Raw genomic sequence first — 20,286 nt, forward strand, 5'->3', positions numbered from 1 at the left:
GTCTGCAAATAAAAACATACCTGAAATCAGCCGCTGGTGCTTTTTTTTTCAAATTTGTTGATTTCTACCCACAGTTATCCCTGAAGAGCCATAAATAAAAGCCATGAATGAACAAGAATGGTATGAAACGGTTGCACAACTGGAGCTTGGCAAAAAACTGCCTAAAGCACTCTATCTCCACCGTTCGGCGCTGAGTGAAACCGCACCGGATTTTTTCTCATGGATTCACCAGAAAGCCACAAACTCAGGCATACCGGAACAACACTGGAATATCGTTCGCCTCCATAAAGACTGCTTCAAAGTCACCCTGCTCTACTATCCGGATTTCTACGACGAAGCCTATCCATCACTGCACTTCAGTTACGGGTTAGACTTCGCCAGCGAGAAAATAAAACCCACTGACTTTACCAACTCAACCAATCCGCCAATCCTCCATCGTAAAGAACACATGATCCTCCCCTCAGACCCTAACCACGCAGACTTTTGTGAGATTACCCGGGAAGGCGAAGCTGCAGGGCTGTATGAAAACACTCGCATCATTGGATTCCGTAACAGCTGGGAAACCCTGATCAAAGACAAAGGCTACGAACTACTGGATGGTCGTCTATTCCGAAGGGCAGCCATCGACTTAACCGAACCACAAACACAACACAAGGTTGACCGCCACAAAACCGCACTGAGCCGGGACAGCCTTTCAAGCCCCATGAAAACGCTGGCCAATAATGGCTACCTGAAGGGGCAATACACCGTGTTTGACTACGGCTGCGGCCATGGCGATGACCTGTCGGAATTACAGGCCCATGGCATCACCGCCAGTGGCTGGGATCCAAACTGGCGACCCGAGGGCAAAAAAACAGAAGGGGACCTGGTCAACCTTGGCTATGTCATTAATGTAATCGAAGACCTGGAAGAAAGGGTTGATGCAGTACTCGGAGCCTGGTGCCTGACCGGCAAATTACTGGTGGTATCCGCTATGATTGCCAGCGAACAGCACATCCGCAAATTCAAGCCCTTTAAAGACGGTGTACTCACCAGCAGAAATACGTTTCAAAAATACTTCAGCCAGATGGAACTCCAGATCTTCATCGAACAGATTCTCGATGAAGAACCCATCCCGGTAGCACCGGGGATATTTTACATTTTCAAAGACAAAGACGAAGAACAGCTCTACCTGGCCAATAAGCAACGCCGAAGACCGCAATGGAAACAGCTGGTTCAAAAAAGCAGGCCCACCTCCAACAAAAAACGGCTATTAGAAGAAAACCGTCAGCTATTGGAAAATTTCTGGCAGCGCTGCCTTGAACTGGGTCGGTTGCCCAACGCCGACGAGTTTGAAGAATCCAAGCTGCTGGCAGAACAGATAGGCTCCCCCAAACAGGCCTTTAATCTGTTAAAGGGTGAAGCAGATATCCAGGCATTGGATCAGGCGGCAAAAGAGAGAACGGAAGATTTACAGGTCTACTTCGCCCTACAGCAGTTCAATAAAAAACGTATTTACAAACACATGCCAGACCCTCTGAAAAGAGACATCAAAGCCTTCTTTGGTGATTACAAAACAACCGTTGCAGAGGCTCGTGAGCTGCTGTTCTCCCTGGCAGAACCCAACCTTATTGACCAGATGTGCGAACTGGCCCATCAGCAGTTACCAGCCAGTATCCTTAACGACAGCCACTCACTGATCATCCATAGTCGTTTTATTAATGACCTGCCGCCCCCATTAAGAATCTATGCCGGTTGTGCCACACAGCTTTTTTCGGAAACCGATGGAGTGGACCTGGTAAAAATTCATATCCGCTCCGGCAAACTGACCCTGATGACCTACGAGGGTTTTAATACCCAACCCATTCCCATGCTTCGTGAACGGGTCAAAATCAACCTGCGCCAGCGTACTGTCGATTTTTTTGACTACGGCTATGGCGACTACGATCCACAACCACTCTACTGGAAGTCCCGGCTGATCGACGCAAGTTTTCCCGATTATGGCAAGCAGCAGTCATTTGATAAACGCCTTTCCGGCTTGAACATTCCTGAGCTTGCTAACGGGCATGGCCCTTCATTAGAAAATCTGACTGACCTGCTTCAAATGAAGCACGGACTCACGATTAAGGGTTACCGGTTCTTTAACGCATAGGGCCGTTTATACAATAGTCAATCCAGCAAACGAGTTGGACGATAAGCCCGATCCTGGTGAATTTTACAGGGCTGCCGGAAATGAGTTCCGGCAACCATCACCAAAAATTTCATCCGAGCCAGCGTCAACCCCAGCTTCTCAGCAGCTTGTTCCAGCAGTACTTCATCGCCCTCTTCATCCAACAGCGCATCCATGGGTTCCGCAAAAGCTTTCAAGGGCTCCGCGTATTGTTCGCCAATTCGCTCTACCAGCTCTGTAACACGACGCTTTACATCCCGGCGACTCAGCCCCAGCTCATTGCCAACTTCATTGAGTCTGCGGTCTTGTACACTAAGCTTCAATAAAATCTGGAAATCCTGTCGATCCAGTTCTTTCTGGATCATGGCCTGAACCCTGGCATAAGGTCTGGTGAAATCAGCCACCAACTCAAGGGGCTTGGCAGGCTCTTCCAACACTGGCGACGGATAATCCTCAGCAGAATCCTCGGCAATATAATCATTATCTAATGAATGACCACGATCATAAGGTTTACTCTCAACGCTCGGGGATGCGGAGGAAAAAGAGGATTTCAGGGCTGAAGCCTGCTCTTTTACTTTCTTGGCCAGCTCAAATACATTGGCCCGTTTTGAAAGCAGATCAACCATTTTTGGCTTGGGCGTTGAATAAGCTGGTTCCTCTTCAACTTCTTTATTGCAGGGTACCTCATCAATAGCCACCCTGTTAGCCAAGAGCTGCTTCTCCAATTCAACTTTGGTCAAGAAATCGGCTTGCGCCTCTTTATCCAAACTGTTAAATACAGTCAGCTGATCAGCGGTTGGTTCACGACCTTCCAGAAGTCGCTTTTTATAAGTGAACAACCTGGCTGCATAGATCTTTTTTTGCTGCTCCGCTCTGCCATGATCACCTGCAACAGTTTTAGTATTCTGGCTATCATCAACAGGCTCTGCAGAAGCAACATCACCGAGACTATCGTTTTCTTCAAAGTCAGCCTGTTCATCTGAAGCGTCTGAGCTATTCTGAAGCTCATTCAGCTTAAGTTGAATCAGCTCCCTCAGCTTTATCGATTCCGGTGTCGAGAAGAATTGCAGCTCGGCTAAAATAGCCTGCTGAACCGACACTTCGGAATCACTGCGAAGATGCAGTATTTTTAACTGTGCTATCGTTTTGCCAACATAAGGACGAACTATTGAAAGCTTATCCTCCACCGGTTCGGCACTATCCTGAACAACCTCTCTGACCGAGTCCTCGGCCATATCCTTCGGCTCTTCTTTGTCTAGCACACTCAAACGGCCCCGAACCCGATCACGCAGTCGGATACATTTGATCACAGACCGATGCTGCAACTTTTCGTAAAGGTCCTCCAGCAACTGCCTGTTGGTATAAGCCTGCCAGTAGAGTGCCTCCAACTGTTGAACAGTTTTACCAATATATGGGCGTGATGTTTTTGTTTCTACTTTTCCCTCAGCTGTCCGTTCTTCTTGAGCCACTTCAGCAACAACTTCAGGGCTTATCAACCCTGCTCCTGAATCGGGAAGAACTTTCTCTGCCCCACCTGCTGACAAGGCCTCTAAACGTTCACGGACTCGTAGTACAAATATTCTCGCAACCGATGATGATCGGTAACTGAGTTCTTCCAAAAGTGTCTTTAGAGCATCAGCATCAAAATTATCTTTAAAATGATCTCGAACCAGAGCCTGATCGCTCACATCAGAAAGGGGGCGTTCAGTCGTGAGCAAGACGTCAGAAGCACTGTTATCATTCAGAAGCGCTTCAGAACCCACTTCTGATTGAACGGACTGAGTATGAAGCTTCAAAACATCCGGGTGACGACGGATACCAGCCTTAATCCCATCAGCCAAGCCCTCATAGATCTCTTTGGCGTGCTCCGAGGCAAACAGCATAAAACCTTCACCATCCATAATGAACGGCATCTGTCTGCTGTGATGCGCCTCCAAGATAGAACCCCAGCCAAGCTGTGATGTTGTCAGAAAAAAAGCGGAATATTCTTTTTCAGGCTTTATTGATTGCTGGTACTGCGTTTTAAGATCCATGAATTTTACTTTTTCACATCATTCACCCAAGGCATAAAAGCTCTGGAAGATACGGCTAATTAAGATAGCCCCATGAGAAAATTTTTCTTCCCCACAAGACCATTAACTCAACTCAACTTTCCAATATTTTTTTCATTGTATGGAATATTTTTCTACGCTCTTAGTAGTGTTGACCGCAGACAACTATAGGAATCCCATACCCAAGAGCTAACCAGCCGCCCCCTTTCTCAGAAGGTATACAAATCTTCCGCCTTCATCTTTGCTCTGTAACAAATCATGATTCAAAAAAATACAGAATTTTGGGATATCTCTTTGAGTGGATGGGTCTGTGGCAGTCATTTCGAGCACGTCACCACCCGACATTTTACGAATTATATTGTGTAACAACATCACCGGTTCAGGGCATATAAGTCCAGTCGCATCGAGATGATGAGTAATCTCATATATTTCTGACTGATCTATCTGGAACATAATTTATCACTTCCAATCGTCGCATGTACGTAATTCTTGCACTATTTTCTCTTCCTCTACACTGCTTTTTTACAAACAGGTACAGCGATGAGTGGCAAACGTCTAAGTGAATTCAGCCATACTTTCCCGGCTGTCCGAGGTATACAATCCGGCAGGCCTTGCTATATAGCTATGTGCCCGATGCGTTTACTTCCAAAAATATTTATTTTTGATGAAGAAGAAGTACCACCGGAGCTGCGAGCCCAGCGCATACTGAATCGCTCACGCATACCGGAGATTGCTAATTATCTGCTTGAGAACCGAGAAGATTACACACTATCAGCAATCACGGCTTCAATAAATAATCAGGTACACTTTGAACCACTGGCAGACACAGGAGTTGCCGTAAACCTTGGGCTTCTCTCGGTACCGATGGATGCCCAGATCCTTATCAATGATGGGCAACATCGCAGGGCTGCTATCGAAGACGCAATCAACCAGAATAGCGAACTGGGTCATGATAATATCCCGGTTTTGTTTTTCAGCGACGATGGCCTTAAGCGTAGCCAGCAGATGTTTGCAGATCTCAACAAACATGCAGTCAGGCCCAGTGATTCGCTAAGTACACTCTACGACCTTCGGGACCCTGGTTCAGCTATGGCAAGATATATCGTGGCCAACGTATCATGCTTTAAGAAGCTGACCGAGATGGAGAAATCAAGCATTTCAAACCGAAGCATCAAGTTATTTGCCCTCAGCAGTGTTAAACTGGCTAGCCGCAGTCTTCTCCGCAAAGGGTCAAAAGATGCAATTTCCCGTGGGGAGATGCAGTTAGCCACAGAATATTGGCAAGCTGTTACAGAGGCGATGCCAGACTGGAAAGACACGGAAGAGAGAAAAGTTTCCTCAGCAGAGCTAAGAAACCATTTTGTACATGCGCACGGCGTTACTCTTCACGCTTTGGGTTGCGCTGGAGCGGACCTGCTTACCCAGTACAGAGATGATTGGAAAAGTCGGTTGGACAACTTGAAAAACATTGATTGGTCTCGATCAAATACAGAACTATGGGAGGGGCGTGCCCTTCTACATGGTCGGCTGAGTAAAGCCCGTACCAATGTCGCATTAACTGCCAATGTGATACGTAAGGCTCTAGGTGTTCGGCTTAACCCGGAAGACCAGTCTCTTGAAGAGACATTTTTGCAATGACAGATGAAACCCTTTTATACCCCGGCATTGATGAGATGCTGGCAGACATGGATACCCCTTATGCAGGTAGACCTCTCAAAGACCTGGTTTTCGAGATTCAACAGCTGTACCAGCACGATGACAAACCCTGGGTGATTGGTTTCTCTGGCGGTAAAGACTCCACTACCATCTTGTCTCTGGTCTATACCGCACTACTGAACCTGAAAACGGAAGAACTGCACAAACATGTCTATGTGGTTTCATCTGATACGCTGGTAGAAACCCCGGTTGTGGTCGATCAGATCAAGCACGTTATTGATGCGGTGAACAAAGGTGCTCAGGTACACAACTTGCCAATCACCGCCCATCAAGTTTTCCCAAAAACCAACGAAACCTTTTGGGCAAACCTATTAGGTAAAGGCTACCCAGCACCAACAACCTCTTTCCGCTGGTGCACTGAGCGCATGAAAATCGATCCGGTCAGTGACTTTATCATGGATAAGGTGGCTCGCTTCGGCGAAGTAATTGTGATCCTTGGTTCCAGAAGCCAGGAGAGTTCTTCCCGTGCTCAGGTGATTGCCAAGCACAAGATTGATGGCAGCATACTTGCCCGCCACACTTCTCTGCCCGGTGCTTTCACTTACATGCCTATCGAAAGCTGGACCCATGATGAAGTCTGGATGTATCTCTTGGCCACCTATGCGCCCTGGGGTGGCACAAACCGTGAATTATTTAACCTTTACAAAGGTTCTAATGCCGGCGAATGCCCTCTAGTGATTGATAAAAGCACGCCATCCTGCGGAAATTCACGTTTTGGCTGCTGGACCTGTACCGTCGTCACCAAGGATAAAGCCATTGAAGGGTTAATTGAAAATGGGGCAACCTGGATGGAGCCACTCTTGAAATTCCGTCAGAAGCTCTGGGACAGCACCAAACCGGAAAATAAAGCCGAACTCCGTAACACCCGCCGTCGTGATGGCCGCATCAGTTATGTTCGCAGCCGCTCTGTTAATGATGATGGCACCCGGGATATCAAAAGAGCGTTTGGCCCTTATAAGATGAGCGTTCGCCAGGAGTGGTTGAAAGAACTCTTAACCATCGAAAGAAATCTGCGGATCCAAGGGCAAGATATAGAACTAATCACTCGCCCAGAGTTACACGCTATCCGAAAAGAATGGCTCCATGACCCACTGGATCCAGACTGGACTGATAGTCTGCCAGCCATCTACAAAGAAGTGTATGGTGAAGACCTTGACTGGGTAGAAAACGATGCAGGCGCTTTCACCAAGCCGGACGCAGATTTATTGAAAGAGCTTGAAACAGATTATGAGGTTCCAGCCGAGCTGATCATGAAGCTGATTGAGCTGGAACTTTCCATGGAAGGGCTCAGTGTGCGCCGTGGTCTGCTCCGGAAAATGGAAACCCTGCTCGAACAGGACTGGGATGCCGACTCCAGCCATGAATACCGGATCAAAAGCGTTGAACAGCTCGACAGTTATGAAAAAGAGATGAAAGAGTTGCGTGAGAAATATGAGGAACTTGCATGATCCTGGAAGAGCTGGAAATTTGTGACTTCCGGGTCATCAGTGGTGTTGAGACAGTTAAACTGGCACCAGAAATACGACACGGACGGAAACGCCCCATTATTCTCTTTGGTGGTTTGAACGGCGCTGGTAAAACGACCACACTGACCGCAATCCGTTTGGCACTTTATGGCCGCCATAGCCTTGGCCACAATGTTTCCAACAAGGAGTACGAGGAATACCTGAAAGAGTCTGTGCACAAAAGCAGAAACTCTCTGGTACAGGCCAATGCCGCTTATATTCACCTGAGCTTCAGTTATGCAACCCGTGGCGAAGTGTCACGGTACACCGTTAAGCGTGCATGGACGGTTAATGGCAAGGTTAAAGAAACCCTGAAGATAGAAAAAGACGAAAAACCACTCGAAGAACTGAGCTACGAACAATGCCAGGGATTTCTGAATGAGTTGGTACCTATCGGTGTTTCCGATCTTTTCTTTTTTGATGGAGAAAAAATTGCCGAACTGGCAGAAGACAATACCGGCAAGGCATTGGGAGCAGCCATCAGAAAGCTGCTAGGGCTGGATGTTATCAACCGTATGCGGGACGACCTGGCTATTTACCTGCGGGAGAAGAACACGGCGGCGATGCCAGAAGAGCATCAGCACATCATTTCGACACTGAAAGAAGAGTACGATATTGCCTATGCCAGCTACAAAGAAGCACTGGACAAGCAAAGCGAAGCCATACGTCAGATTGCGCTGATCGATGATGAGATAAAAAAGTCTGAGTCCTATATCTCTAGTAAAGGGGGAGAGTGGGCTCGGTCTCGCACAGAAGAGCAGGGGCGCATTGACCAGCTATTGGCTGAAAAGAAAATGCTCGAAGGTCAGTTACGTGACTGCATGGCTGGAGAATTCCCATTAGTCATTGCCATGAACAAGGTGGAAGAGCTCCTGCAACAGCTTAAAATCGAACAGGACTACAAAAAGCAACTACTGCTAAAAGCCACACTGGACCAAAAGATCACTACCCTTAAAAAGGCTCTGGAAAAAACGCTGCACAATAAACAGCTCGTTGAGCAGGCTGTGACAGAAGCGTTTGCCGATGTATTTGAAGCTGCGAATACCGTTGAAGTAATTCATGACTGTTCTGACAAACAATTTGCAAGAACTGCACACCTGATACGTGAAGTACTCCCCAACGCCAGAAAGCAAATGCTGGAGCTAGGGCAAAGCCTGGCGGATATCCAGACCGAGCTTGACAATGCCAGCAAAAACCTTGAGCGAGCACCGGACGAAGCTTTCCTGAAAGATGAGCTGGAACAGATCAGGGCGTTTAACCAGAAGCGGTCTGAGATGGTTGGCGCAGCAACGCTGGCCAAAGAAGAAGCAAAGAAATCACTGAGAACGGCGATGGATATCATGCGCCAGATGCAGAAAAAGGAGTCGGAGTTTAGCGCTAATTTCTCCAGCGGTCGGGCTTATGAGCTGGCAAAACGTTCCCGAGAACTGTTAAATGAGTTTGCCGAAAAAGCAACAATTAATAAGGTCAAACAGCTGGAAGCAGAGTTTGTACGCTCCTTCAAAAAACTGGCCCGTAAAGATGACATTAGTATTAAAGCAACGATCAACCCAAAAACCTTTGACGTTTGCTTGTTGAACAAAAATGGTGATGAGATCAATAAGCAGCAACTGTCCGCCGGTGAGAAACAGATCTTTGCGATCGCCATGTTGGAAGCCCTGGCTCGCACCTCTGGCCGTAAACTGCCCGTAATTATCGACACACCATTAGGCCGTCTCGACAGTAAGCACCGCAGCAAGCTGGTAGAAAGTTACTTCCCGACGGCAAGCCATCAGGTGGTAATTTTGTCTACGGACACTGAGATTGATAAGGAGTACTTTAACACTCTGTCACCTCATATTTCCCATGTGTACGAGGTGGACTATATCCCTGATGAAGGACGATCTGAGTTCCTGAAGCGCCAGCGTTACTTTGGTCAAAAGCTGGAAGATGAGTCTGTAAGGGAGTTTACCCCGAATGTTGCCTAATCAATTTCGTATATCCAAAAAAGCAACAGATACTTTGGCTATGATGAAAGGCCGTACGGGTATCACACCCAATATTCTGGCTCGTTTGGCAATCGCACACGCACTAGAATCGAACTCATTAAGTCAAGATATTACTTCTACACCTGGAGATCAGGTTTTACATACCTCAACCTTATTCGGAGAGCATGCTGAGATGTATGCCATGCTTATTAGGCAACAATCCGAGGGCATAGATATTTCAAAGGCTGTTACTCAATTAATCGATAACGGCCTTGGTATTTTTACCGGGGTTAATAATCTAAATGATCTTTTCATAAAATGTAAGGAGAAGGTGGCATAGGCCACCTTTTTTATTTCAAAGTCACAGTGTAACTTTTAATTGATTGTATGGGATTTCACTTAAATCAACTCCCAAACCATCTGCACTCTTAACACCACAAGCAATCAAGAGTAAATTCCTTATCTGCGTTCTGCCTATTCCAGAAGCTTGTATATTTGTAAAATCTACATCACTAGCCTTTTTTAATATTTCAGAGAAATATGTCTCACTTCCATCCAACGTATTGTGAAAATCAAAAAGCAGCTCTTTCAAAAAATCAAAAGACGCCTGAATTCCAACAGTTTTTACGATATAGCTTTTCTCAATACTTTGATTCCACAGCACACTATTTAAAGCCATAAAATAATTTCTAACTATTTCATAAATAGCCTCATCATAGCCATCAATATAAAGAAATCTTAGAGGAGTACCATCATTACTAAGCAATTCAGATCTTGATCTTTTCGATATTGGTAAAGATAGTAAATCATGCCTATCTTTTTTTGGGTTTTTTGAAATCAATTTCAAAACACCATCTACAATTGTCGCCATGGATACCGACCAGACAGGCTTATCCAAATTACCTGATGGCATCCCAAGGGTTATTTTTGATTTCAACGGTGTATCTTCAACATTTAACCGCCTAACAATGGAGACTGCCAACGTTTCTGGTACCCAAGTATTCTCATCCGAGCTTTCTATATCAAAGCCAAACAAATTATAAGCAAGGCTACGATCAACTTTTTTCTGATTAAAGTTAATCGTAGAAAACAAATATGCATGAAAAGGCACTGGTAGATCAGTATAAATTGCGCATAGCAATTCCACATTTAAATACTCTTTCTCACAGTATTCAAAAGCATGCAACCTATGCTGACCATCAATTATTGAACCTAGCTTTTCTCCAGTAGGTATAATTAACTTACCATCCTCAATCTTCCATGAAAGATTATCATCATCACCAACATATTCTCCATTTGGTTTGTAGTTAGCCCCTATAATAATTGCATTAGGGAAAGCAGCCTCTTTTGTTCTAATATAGTCAGCAATTTCCTTCAGCCTTTTTTCACTCTCTAAGCGTTGAGTACCCTCTATTGACAACCCATTATCACGAATCGATGCCGGAGCAGAATATGTTACCTTAAGTAAGTGCTCAACTCTGATGCTAGCGATATAAAACTGTCCTAAAGGTTGTGTTACACTAAGTGCAGGAGTTTCAAGAAATGGAATACTCATTTTCTACCCTCTGCTCGATTCTTCATTAATGCATCCAATGATTTATCTTGGGCTGTTTTACTTGCATGATCAGACCCAACTGTCGCCTGCTTTATTTCTCTAGCAGTAATATCAAACTTTCCTGGAATAATCAGCAACCACCACAATAAAAAAAGAAGTAAAACTGCCACACCCATACAGAGCAATGACCAGACTAAAGATTCAATATTAAGAGAAGCTATTGTTCCTGTAATGATTAGTACCACGATAGTTATCACAAAAACAACATACCCTTCAGTTTCTACATTTTTTTGCATGAGAAAATCAGCAAGAATTGCAGATAACAAAGCAAACACATATGTCATTAAATTGGATTTTAGCCCCTGTATCCCATCAAACAAAGGTAACCAAACACCTACACCGCCTGCAATAATTACAACTGACAATAAATACAAAACCGGTGCTGGTGCATGGAAGCCAGTACTTATATTTTTTGAAATTTCTTCTCTGAGCTTTGTCCAGTCACTATACTTGCTCATTATTACCACCCTATACAAGTCCTGAACCTTACTTTATATAAAAGTCAAAAAACTAAAATTAGAAAAGAGCTAAATAAAACAATGCTAATAACACTAATTTCTAACCCTTAACTCGTTATACGGATTCACCATGATTAGCAAGCACTCAAAATTCCCGGTAAACTTGTACCTCAGCTTACGATATCCAACCTGTCAACAATAACCCCATGAACCTTCGGTAGAAAGTACTCATCAAGCAAATCGCAAACAATATGAGCTATCTGAGCTTTATCCTGAACTAGGGCATTGTATACACTCTCTATAAAACCTCCAGCAACGTTATACTCAATAAGCTCAGACTTCTTAGCATCACCACTACTGTTGGGCACTACTTGTTCATGATTCTTCAGTTCCCAAAAACTATCATTCTGAAGCCGCCAAAACGGAACCGAAGTATTTTGTGCATTTGAAGGACCAAACTCAATAAGAAGTTCTTTCAATGGCTTATCGATTTCTGCATAAGTAAAAAACCGCTCATGCCCTTTCTGATATTGCGACAGCACATACAACAGCAAGAGCGGTTTATGCACCGCTCGCTGGCTGCCACGTTTCCATACATTAAGATACAGCTCCATTACTTCTCTTTAATCTCCCAAAACGCCAAATCCTTAATCTTCCGAGCTTTATCCGAACCACCAATATACAGCGAGTAATGCTTCTCCAACTGCAGAATCTGACTCATCACCCGCTCTTCATCGGACTTACCCTGGGTATTAAAAATGGTCTGAATATCCTGCTTCTTCAGCTTGGCCACCTTATGGATAACCCAGCTGTTGATATAACTTGAAAAGTCATTATCACTGGTCCTGAAGTGGTCCATCTCCTGGGTAGAGAGGATCGTACCCACACCAAACTCCCGGCCCTCTTTCATCAGCATACGCAGGCTGGTGAAGTCCTGACGCATAAAGTTATCGGCCTCATCCACCAGCACTATTTTGGTGAGCTGACGATATTTGCCGTCTATCTTCGAGCTGCCCTGCTGGTGCATCTGGTTATAGAAAATATCCAGAATAATACCGGCCACCAGGTTCTGGATATTCGGGTCATAGCCGGAAAGGTTAATTACCGTTACGCCATCCACCATATCGTAAAGTGACTGGGAGTGAGCCGGGTCCGGATCAAAGATCTGGAAGCTGATCAGCTCATCCATTACTGCATAGAGCTTATCCTGCTCCACCTTTTCATCTTCTTCAAACACATCCCACACTTGTTGAATGGTCGGTGCCGGTTTTGTCGAGGTATCCTTGTTATTCGGGTTGATACCGGCACGCTTATAGGCTTCCATCACCACATTGCGAATCTTGTTCTGCTGTTTGGCACCCAGGCCAAACGCTGTGGCGAGGGTTGAGCGGAACAGGCTGGCGGTATGAACCGGCAAACGTGGTTTGGTACCAAACAGAGCTAAGGGATTAAACGGCAGGTTTTCCAGATCGTAGGTTTTGGCATTGGTGGCTTGAATAAAATCCTCTTTGATATAGTCCGCCTTGTAATCCAGGATCAAAATGCCCAGCGGTTTACCATCGACGTTATTCTCCTGATTGCGCATCAGCTGGGTAATCAGGCTCTTGGTGAACTGGGTTTTCCCCGTTCCCATGGTACCGATAATGGCGGTATTCGGGTTGAAGACCTTCTCCGTATTGGTGGGCTCCCAAAAGACCGGCTGCCCGGTCATACTGTCGCTGCCGAACTGAACTTTCAAAGCTTCATTTTGTACGGCCACGGGTTCCGGCGGTGGTAAAATTTCCGGTACCGGTACAACTTCTTCTACAATCACAGGAGGCTGTGGTGGCCGTTCAAAGGTAGCCTCTTCATCCTCATCATCAACCTCAGGTTCTTCAACCTCTGGCTCATAAGTGACCGCCGCCAGACCAGCGCCCAGAAACCACTGTTGATTAATCCCCAGTTTATTTTCCTGAACCAGCTTTGGCTGCAGCTGTGCCAGGGGTGTGCCCACCAGCATATCCAGATAGCCCATGGGAACAATCAGTTGCAAGATGTTATCTCGCAACTCAGCACTGGTTTGATAGATGCCTTCACCTTCGAGGTGAGCCACCACCATCCCTTCCGGATAACCCTGCAAACTTCCCAGCTTATAGTTGCCACTGAGCCATTGCTCCCTGGCTGCCAGCAACTCATCAAAGTAGTTTTTCTCAAATACGCTATAGAGCTGATACTTCTCAATCTGCATCAACACCTGTCGGATAAACAGGCTGCGGTAGATTTTGCCTTCCAGGGTTTCCGGCCCGAATAATCCTTCCACCAGGTAACGTTGCAGAGCTTCGCACTGCTCCTGGGCTTTATCCAGGGAGGCACTACTGTGGGCACCGGTCTTCACTTCTACGGGCAATAAATAAAGCTGACCATCTTTAAAGCCCGCGAACAGAATATCATCGGACATATTGCCGGAGAATTTGCCACTCTTGTGATAACGGGCAAAATCCCCTTTATCCATTTTCAGGCCGATATTGCCAGAAACGCGCACCATTTCGGCCACCGAGATCGGCACCCAAGTGATATCAGAACCGGAAATCATTGAGCTGATCAGCTTCCAGGCAGCAATAATACCCAGTTTGGCTTTTTGCTCCGTTGGCCGGTCGGTGACCATTTTCAGCAACCATTCACCATTGAAGGCGTTAAACTCACCGATCAGCTCATCACCCTGCTGGCTGAGCATCTGTTTATAGAGATCGGTCTGTCGGGTCACGGTAATGGCATCGTAACCGGCAGAGTTAGTGTATTGGTCAGAGTAATGGATCAGCACCAGGTTCTGTTCATTCTGGAAAAACTCCAGAGTTACCTTGGGGTCAACAATGGTCGTCCAGATAGAGCTGTCGTAAGAACGCTCCAACAGGGTTTTGAACTCATCACTCACCGCCAGGCCAATGGATGAACGTTCATGGTACTGTTCATTAAGCACCTTGCATGGCTGCAACAGTCGCCCATATAGACGCGCCATTTCAAGCTGTGGCTTGTCTTCTGTATTGATCTTATTCAGGCCAAATGCTGTTAGGTAACTGCCATGCTCACTGACTGACGACTCACCATTAAGCAAACCATCAGCCGCCACACCAGAAATATGCTCATCAATATTGCTACTGACCCGCTGGATTTTCTGGTTGTTTTTGAAAAAGCTGAGGTGGGCGTAGCTCTGGCTTTTTTTCTCTTCATGGGTGAATTTTGAAAACGACAATCGACTTCTTAGCAGTTCGATTATGGTGTCTGCCTTCTCCCGTACCTTGCCTTTATCCAGCCGGTATTCCTGCTTGATTTGATCGTAGGTACCCATCTCTGCAAAACGATCAAACTCCGTTTCACACAGTGCATCATCATAAAGATTGACGTGTATGTGCCGACTGTTCAGCAACCCTGCCTGGAAATAACTGAGCAGACCCAGGAAGATTTCCCGATTATCGCTATTATTGATCGAGTTAATGAGCAGCGGCGCATCATCTACCTGACGGAAAAGCTCACTGAAGGTTTTTATGAACTCTTCGGCTTTCTCTTTCACCAGTTTGCTTACATAGCTGTGACTGGTTTCTTGCTGGGGCACAATTTCCAGCCAGAAGGAATTTTCACTCACCACCTGGGTATAACTGAAACTGCTGGATTCTGAAAAGATATACGGCAATAACCCTTTAGGGTTCAGTCGGTCACGGGTCACCTCTGGCAGATTTTTGAAAGAACGATGAGCTTTATCGGCCTGAATGGCATCAACCAGACTCAGGTAGTAGCACAGCACCAGAGGATGAAAAGGCGTGAAGTACTCCTTGCCATCAAACACCGCCACACCAATCTTCAGAATCATCCGGTCTGTATCGCTGATATTACGTCCCAATGGAATCGCCCTGAGATAATCCAGGCACGCATTAACATAGTTTCTGACCAGCTCTGTAAGTGTTGGCCCCCAGGACGCCAGCGATAACAGCGTTTTTCTGCTTTTCAGATACTGCGTCAGATCACGCCAGGCCCGGTAAATTTCAGGTGCTGTATATTCCAGCTCTGAGGCCTGCTTGCCCTGCCCTCCCTGTGTAATCAGGTCCAGCTGCAGGAAGAGTTCTTCTCGCTGTAACAGTGTCAGTCGGCGGCCTATAATCTTGGCTTCTTTGTTATCAATAACAACAAGAGATTTGGCCTCAATAAACTGACCATAGTAGTTATCATTAAAAAGCAGGTTAAAGCGCCCTTCATCCATCAATAGCGGTAACTTCAGCAACTCCTGATTGACTGCCCCTTCGATGGTAAAAGCAAGCCGGTGCTGCCCACTGCGAATGCTAAAGTTAACCTCATCAGACTCTTCATAGAGCTTCTGATAATTAACGTTTCCGTAAATATTGAGATCTGCCTCCCCCTCATTATCAGACAGATAGAACGTATCTGGCTGGCTTTCGTTGACCAATAAACTCATATCCTCGGTCTGAAGGGTCAGGCACTCTTTGCCCGGGTTAACCAGGAATGTGTTCTCAAAGGCGGGCAGATAAAAATCACCGTTGCGCACCACCAGAATATGGAAGGTAAAACACTCTTTGGTTCTGGGGCGGTTGGTTTTCAGGGTCAGATAGGTTGGTTTGCCGGTAAATGGTGCCACCATGCTGACATGGCGTTTGCTGGAGCCAGTCAGTTTCAGAATATCACTCTGAATATCCTTCAGTTGTTTGTTGTTGCTGATGACTACCTGACCTTTCTCCAAGTCTTTGCCATGGAAGGTCAGCTTGAGGTCAAAAGAGTTGGCTTCCGGCCTGGCAACCAGAATCAGATGTTTCTCTCGCTTGCCTGCTGCTGTCTCTTTTTTATTACGGGGTCCGATCAGCTCACAGGCCTCTGAAGCCAAGGCTGCAAAATCCAACCCCTGCTGCCTTTGAACATCGGCTTCATCCCAAAAGACTTGTACATCTGTCTGCTTCCAGCTTTCAGCATCATCTCCCTTAAACTGTTCTTTGATGAATTTTTCACCAAAATCAGGCAGTCGCTCGTCCAGTTCTTCCGGGAAATGATGAACAACTGTGTCGATTTCATCATGTAGTTTACGGTTTTCTTTTAGCCGCTTTTCAATCTGTTTTTCGCTGGACATGTCAGCAATACCAGCATCAGGCAGTAACCCCATGGTGGTCAAATCGGGCTGATCACCGGTAGTCATGGCATCGAATAATTTCTCGAAGCCGAACATACTACCACCGTCTTCTTCCAGAATTTCTGTCTGCCATCGCAAAAGACACAGAAGCACTTTACTGGGCCTTGGCTGATCACTGATCAATGCTTCCAGATCATTCTTGATACACTCTGCGGACCATGGCATACCTTCAGATGCCAGGTTATCTGCACTATTAATCAGGGTATCCAGCAGACTGTTGTGGATAATCAGCAATGCACATCCGGTAAAGTCACCGCACTGACCGGCCACTTCGTCCCGGAGCGTCGAAATATAGTTCTCATTAAAACCGTCTTGCAGTTGTTCCCTGTTCTCTGCATGGGCCACACAAATCAGCCGGACACCACCCACTTCAATGAAAAGTAAGGGGGTACCTTTAAACGTGATAGAGCCGGTCACATTAGCTTTTAGCTCATTAAACAGTCGTCTGGTATTATCAGCATCCGGAGACTGAAACTGATAGCGAGAGCCTGCACTGATACGGTCCTGCAACCAACTGCTCAATCGCTGAAACAGAAAGTGCTCAAATCGTGCTACGGACATAAACGGCGTCTCCACTATCACTCATTCGGTCGACGTTACCGACCCGTTCAAAAAAGGTTATCAGGGCTTTTTCAGATTGCTTATCGAAGTAAACGCCACGGGCGCGGAACTCTTTCAGTAGCTCCTGGAAACGAAGCTGCCGCTTTGAACCAATGGCAATATTGGTCAGTAGCAGCAGATAATCCTGGTTCATCACCAATACCCTGCCTGAGCGGCCCCGTACCTGCATAAAGTGTTTGGCAATATGTTCTTCAAACTGCTTTTGATAGGCATCACGTATTTCGTGACGATGGGCTTTTACCCGGTAACGCACCGGTTCAAACTGGTCCAGCGAGTAGTTTATTAACAAGCGCATCTGACCAACCGGAGTATCTTCTTCTGCCTGACGTGGCTGGATCTGTCTTTTTTGCCGAAACTTTTCTGCATATTCTTCCAGAATGGCGGAGACCTCATCAGCATCGTACTGCTCAGTATTGAGTGCTTCTCCATAAGACCAGAGCGGAAACGCACTGCCATCACCCTGTTTATTGAAGTTATCCAGCATCGACAGTATGGGAAATACTGCGCCAACTGAGCGATACAGCGAGCTGTAACCATATTGTTGTATCTGGCTTCTTTCCATACTTGCTTTTTCGGTATCAAGAATAAAGTACAGAAGCTGGCTCTTGGGTACACCATTGGTCCAGTTACGAATATTCAGGGCAAGCTGGGCGCAGTATAAAAAATTGTACAGTTGTAGAAAGTCTTCAAAGTGGCTGAGCAGGTACTCGGTTTTACTGCTCAGGAAGTGTATGTCCTTAACAAACGCTTCGGTCATAAAAGGGAGATAGGGGTGCTCTATTTTCTCTTTACTGGCATCTTTACCACCCGGCTTTGTCAGGTAGTTCTGCAACACGTTAATGAAAATTTGCTCAATAAAATTGGCCTTACTTTTCAATTCACTGTGTTGACCTGCCTGGGCAAGAAAACTCCGGAATATCCTGCCAAGGTTTTTACTGGCGGCTGTTTCGCTACCCAGACACCCTAAAAGCAAAAACTCTGGTGACGCGCTGTTAAGCGCATCATTCCGGAAATACATCTGTTCAATATGGTCCAGCATGGCTTCATCGGTTAACAGACCGCCCAACTCATCAAGGCACTTCTCTTTAAACTCGTTGAAGCTATAGCGTTTAGGGTCAAGCTCCCGACCAATCAACATTCCCAGAACATTACCCGCAACCGAGCGGTATTCGATGGTATTGTTTTTACCGCGAATAGGCAGATAGTGGTTAAGGGCATTGCTATCGGCCACTTTGGTATCACGCAGGGCAATCAGCCTACTGATTAAGCTCATTCTCTACCCTCCACGATAATCTCTTCTTCATCCTGATCATTGATTAACACCCAGTGCTGATCATTCTTATGAATATGCAGCTTATCGGTGCCTCTTACTCTGCGGGTAATGTCGTCTATCAGTTCTTCAAGGATGACAATATTGTTTTTGTCGTGCTTGTTAGGCCGATAGCCACTGTTAATTTTCAGGATAAGATCGAGAAAGTTGGAGCTGACCGGAACCGGTGGCAGGTCATCATCATCCAGCTTCAACAACGCTTCAAAGTAACCCAGGCGTTTAGGCTTGTAGTCGCCAATACGCTTCAAACTCTCTTTTATGTCTGCCCGGGTTGATAGCTGATAGCCATTGTATTCAGCCAGAAACAATTGGTTCCTACTGGTCAGTTCAGGTGCAAAACGGTTTGCAAAACGGAACAGCGCTTCCAGGATTCCCTTACGATAAAACTCTCGCAGGGCCTTCTTCTCAGCACTTGCACCAGTGTATTGTTGATGGAGCAACCATACTTGTATGTACTGTTCATACAGCTGACTTCTGAAATCGTCTACGAAGCGATGATGGTAGTTATTCGACAGATCCAGATCCTGAATCAGATAGAAAAAACGAATCCAGGAACCGGTGCTCATTTCTTCGCGAATAACAAGATCACTGACCCCTTCCTGAAAGGCGTTAAACTCAGGATTGGCAATATTTAGTGATTTCTGAACCAAGAACAGATCGATATCCTTGGATCGGATAGTACAAGGATCAAAGTGCGCCAGAGCCTTCGCCAGCTCTGTAGCTCTGCTGGTAAACAGGTTATCAAACAGATGACCCGGACCGGTTAGCAACTGGTGTACAAAATCCAGCAAGGTTCGTGCGGTTAAAAACTGCTCGTACTTCAGCCGCACCTTCAACAGCGTGCGAATAATGATCTGCTGTATTTCCGTGTACTGCAATAAACGGTAATTGACGTACAAAATACCTGACATGGTTGCCACTTCACGCTGCCAGGCTGCATAGAAAGGGTTATCCTGGGTCGGCTGGGTTATTTTAGTCAGCAGATCCTGTATAAACGGCGCAACAATCTGATCATTTTCCGGCTCAAACTTCGGAAAATCTTCAAAGTTCAGAAAGACATGCTCTGGTGAGATTTCATCATGCTTATCATCAAGAAATGCCCTGATAGAGCCGATGATTGCCCCATGCTCTTCCGCGCCTTCCTCGGCATAGTTGCCCAACATACCGATGTTAATGCCCACCACCAGCGGTTTATCGCTATGCTTATGGTCAACAAAAACCTGATCCAGAGTCTCCATAGCCGTCATATCTGGCTGGAAACTGTGGGTAGCATCAAGGTGGAAGTTTAACGTCGAGGAGTATTGCTTATAGTAGCGGGTCAGGATTTCAGACTTGCCATCACCACTGGAACCACAGAGAAAGATGATTTTTTCAGGGGATGTTGCCTGCTTAATGGCAGACTGAAAAGCGCTCTCTATCGCCGTTTTAATATAGAGATAGTCTTTGACCGGATTGCCGCTTGAGTTACCTAATGTACTCACGGCCTGGGCCGAAGACCGGGACAGAGTATCCAGCAGTGTTCGGAGGTTCATTATTCAGGTACTGAGTTGGAAGAGTCGGGTTAATACAAGTCGGGTCGCCGGTGACAAGACTGTTTCAAAAAAAGCACGCTACCGCCGATGAAATTTGACCACAGTCTTTTAAAACTGAGGGAGAGCATCTTTTTCGGTGGCTCAGAGAGAAATTTTTTAAGACGAATGATTGTAC

At 46.0% G+C, this 20,286-nt stretch carries 13 protein-coding genes; 5 read left to right on the forward strand and 8 right to left on the reverse strand.

Going from position 1 to position 20,286, the window contains the following annotated elements:
• Window positions 1-103 precede the first annotated feature (103 nt).
• Window positions 104-2,131 carry a DNA phosphorothioation-associated putative methyltransferase gene (locus ACO6VE_RS19665; RefSeq protein ID WP_422462989.1) on the forward strand — a complete coding sequence of 676 codons (2,028 nt, stop codon included), beginning with the start codon at window positions 104-106 and terminating at the stop codon, window positions 2,129-2,131.
• Between the two features lie 17 nt (window positions 2,132-2,148).
• Here the strand turns inward: ACO6VE_RS19665 and ACO6VE_RS19670 are convergent, their stop codons facing one another.
• Entirely contained in the window at window positions 2,149-4,182 is a 2,034-nt protein-coding gene (locus ACO6VE_RS19670) for a hypothetical protein (RefSeq protein ID WP_422462990.1), read from the reverse strand.
• 207 nt (window positions 4,183-4,389) lie between these two features.
• Window positions 4,390-4,653 (reverse strand): sulfurtransferase TusA, encoded by a 264-nt coding sequence (gene tusA, locus ACO6VE_RS19675; protein WP_422462992.1) that lies wholly within the window; start codon window positions 4,651-4,653, stop codon window positions 4,390-4,392.
• A gap of 87 nt (window positions 4,654-4,740) precedes the next feature.
• Between tusA and dndB the strand changes: the two genes are divergently transcribed.
• From dndB to ACO6VE_RS19695, 4 genes are read left to right on the forward strand one after another with little or no spacing between them, the layout of a single operon-like run.
• Window positions 4,741-5,838, forward strand: a complete 1,098-nt coding sequence (dndB, locus tag ACO6VE_RS19680) for a DNA sulfur modification protein DndB (RefSeq protein ID WP_422462994.1) — start codon at window positions 4,741-4,743, stop codon at window positions 5,836-5,838.
• The gene (gene dndC / locus ACO6VE_RS19685; RefSeq protein WP_422462996.1) at window positions 5,835-7,364 is read left to right on the forward strand and encodes a DNA phosphorothioation system sulfurtransferase DndC; all 1,530 of its coding nucleotides are present in this window, start codon (window positions 5,835-5,837) and stop codon (window positions 7,362-7,364) included. Before dndB ends, dndC begins: the two co-directional genes overlap by 4 nt.
• Window positions 7,361-9,388 carry a DNA sulfur modification protein DndD gene (dndD, locus tag ACO6VE_RS19690; protein WP_422462998.1) on the forward strand — a complete coding sequence of 676 codons (2,028 nt, stop codon included), beginning with the start codon at window positions 7,361-7,363 and terminating at the stop codon, window positions 9,386-9,388. The genes dndC and dndD overlap by 4 nt, the downstream gene beginning before the upstream one ends.
• The gene (locus tag ACO6VE_RS19695; protein WP_422139542.1) at window positions 9,378-9,728 is read left to right on the forward strand and encodes a DndE family protein; all 351 of its coding nucleotides are present in this window, start codon (window positions 9,378-9,380) and stop codon (window positions 9,726-9,728) included. Before dndD ends, ACO6VE_RS19695 begins: the two co-directional genes overlap by 11 nt.
• 21 nt (window positions 9,729-9,749) lie before the next feature.
• Here the strand turns inward: ACO6VE_RS19695 and ACO6VE_RS19700 are convergent, their stop codons facing one another.
• The 6 genes from ACO6VE_RS19700 to dptF all read right to left on the reverse strand — a co-directional run bounded on the left by ACO6VE_RS19700 (window position 9,750) and on the right by dptF (window position 20,111).
• On the reverse strand, window positions 9,750-10,943 hold the full coding sequence (locus tag ACO6VE_RS19700; RefSeq protein ID WP_422139543.1) for a DGQHR domain-containing protein: 1,194 nt from the start codon (window positions 10,941-10,943) through the stop codon (window positions 9,750-9,752).
• Window positions 10,940-11,461, reverse strand: coding sequence for a hypothetical protein (locus ACO6VE_RS19705; protein WP_422139544.1), 522 nt, complete (start codon window positions 11,459-11,461; stop codon window positions 10,940-10,942). The genes ACO6VE_RS19700 and ACO6VE_RS19705 overlap by 4 nt, the downstream gene beginning before the upstream one ends.
• Before the next feature lie 170 nt (window positions 11,462-11,631).
• On the reverse strand, window positions 11,632-12,075 hold the full coding sequence (locus ACO6VE_RS19710) for a hypothetical protein (RefSeq protein WP_422463000.1): 444 nt from the start codon (window positions 12,073-12,075) through the stop codon (window positions 11,632-11,634).
• Window positions 12,075-17,189 (reverse strand): DNA phosphorothioation-dependent restriction protein DptH, encoded by a 5,115-nt coding sequence (dptH, locus tag ACO6VE_RS19715; RefSeq protein WP_422463002.1) that lies wholly within the window; start codon window positions 17,187-17,189, stop codon window positions 12,075-12,077. Before dptH ends, ACO6VE_RS19710 begins: the two co-directional genes overlap by 1 nt.
• Complete coding sequence (dptG, locus tag ACO6VE_RS19720; protein ID WP_422463003.1) at window positions 17,170-18,522, reverse strand: DNA phosphorothioation-dependent restriction protein DptG; 1,353 nt, start codon at window positions 18,520-18,522, stop codon at window positions 17,170-17,172. The genes dptH and dptG overlap by 20 nt, the downstream gene beginning before the upstream one ends.
• Window positions 18,519-20,111 (reverse strand): DNA phosphorothioation-dependent restriction protein DptF, encoded by a 1,593-nt coding sequence (gene dptF, locus ACO6VE_RS19725; protein ID WP_422463005.1) that lies wholly within the window; start codon window positions 20,109-20,111, stop codon window positions 18,519-18,521. Before dptF ends, dptG begins: the two co-directional genes overlap by 4 nt.
• Window positions 20,112-20,286: the final 175 nt, after the last annotated feature.

The organism is Endozoicomonas sp. ALB115 (assembly GCF_049310245.1).
In the GTDB taxonomy this organism is placed as follows: Bacteria; Pseudomonadota; Gammaproteobacteria; order Pseudomonadales; family Endozoicomonadaceae; genus Endozoicomonas.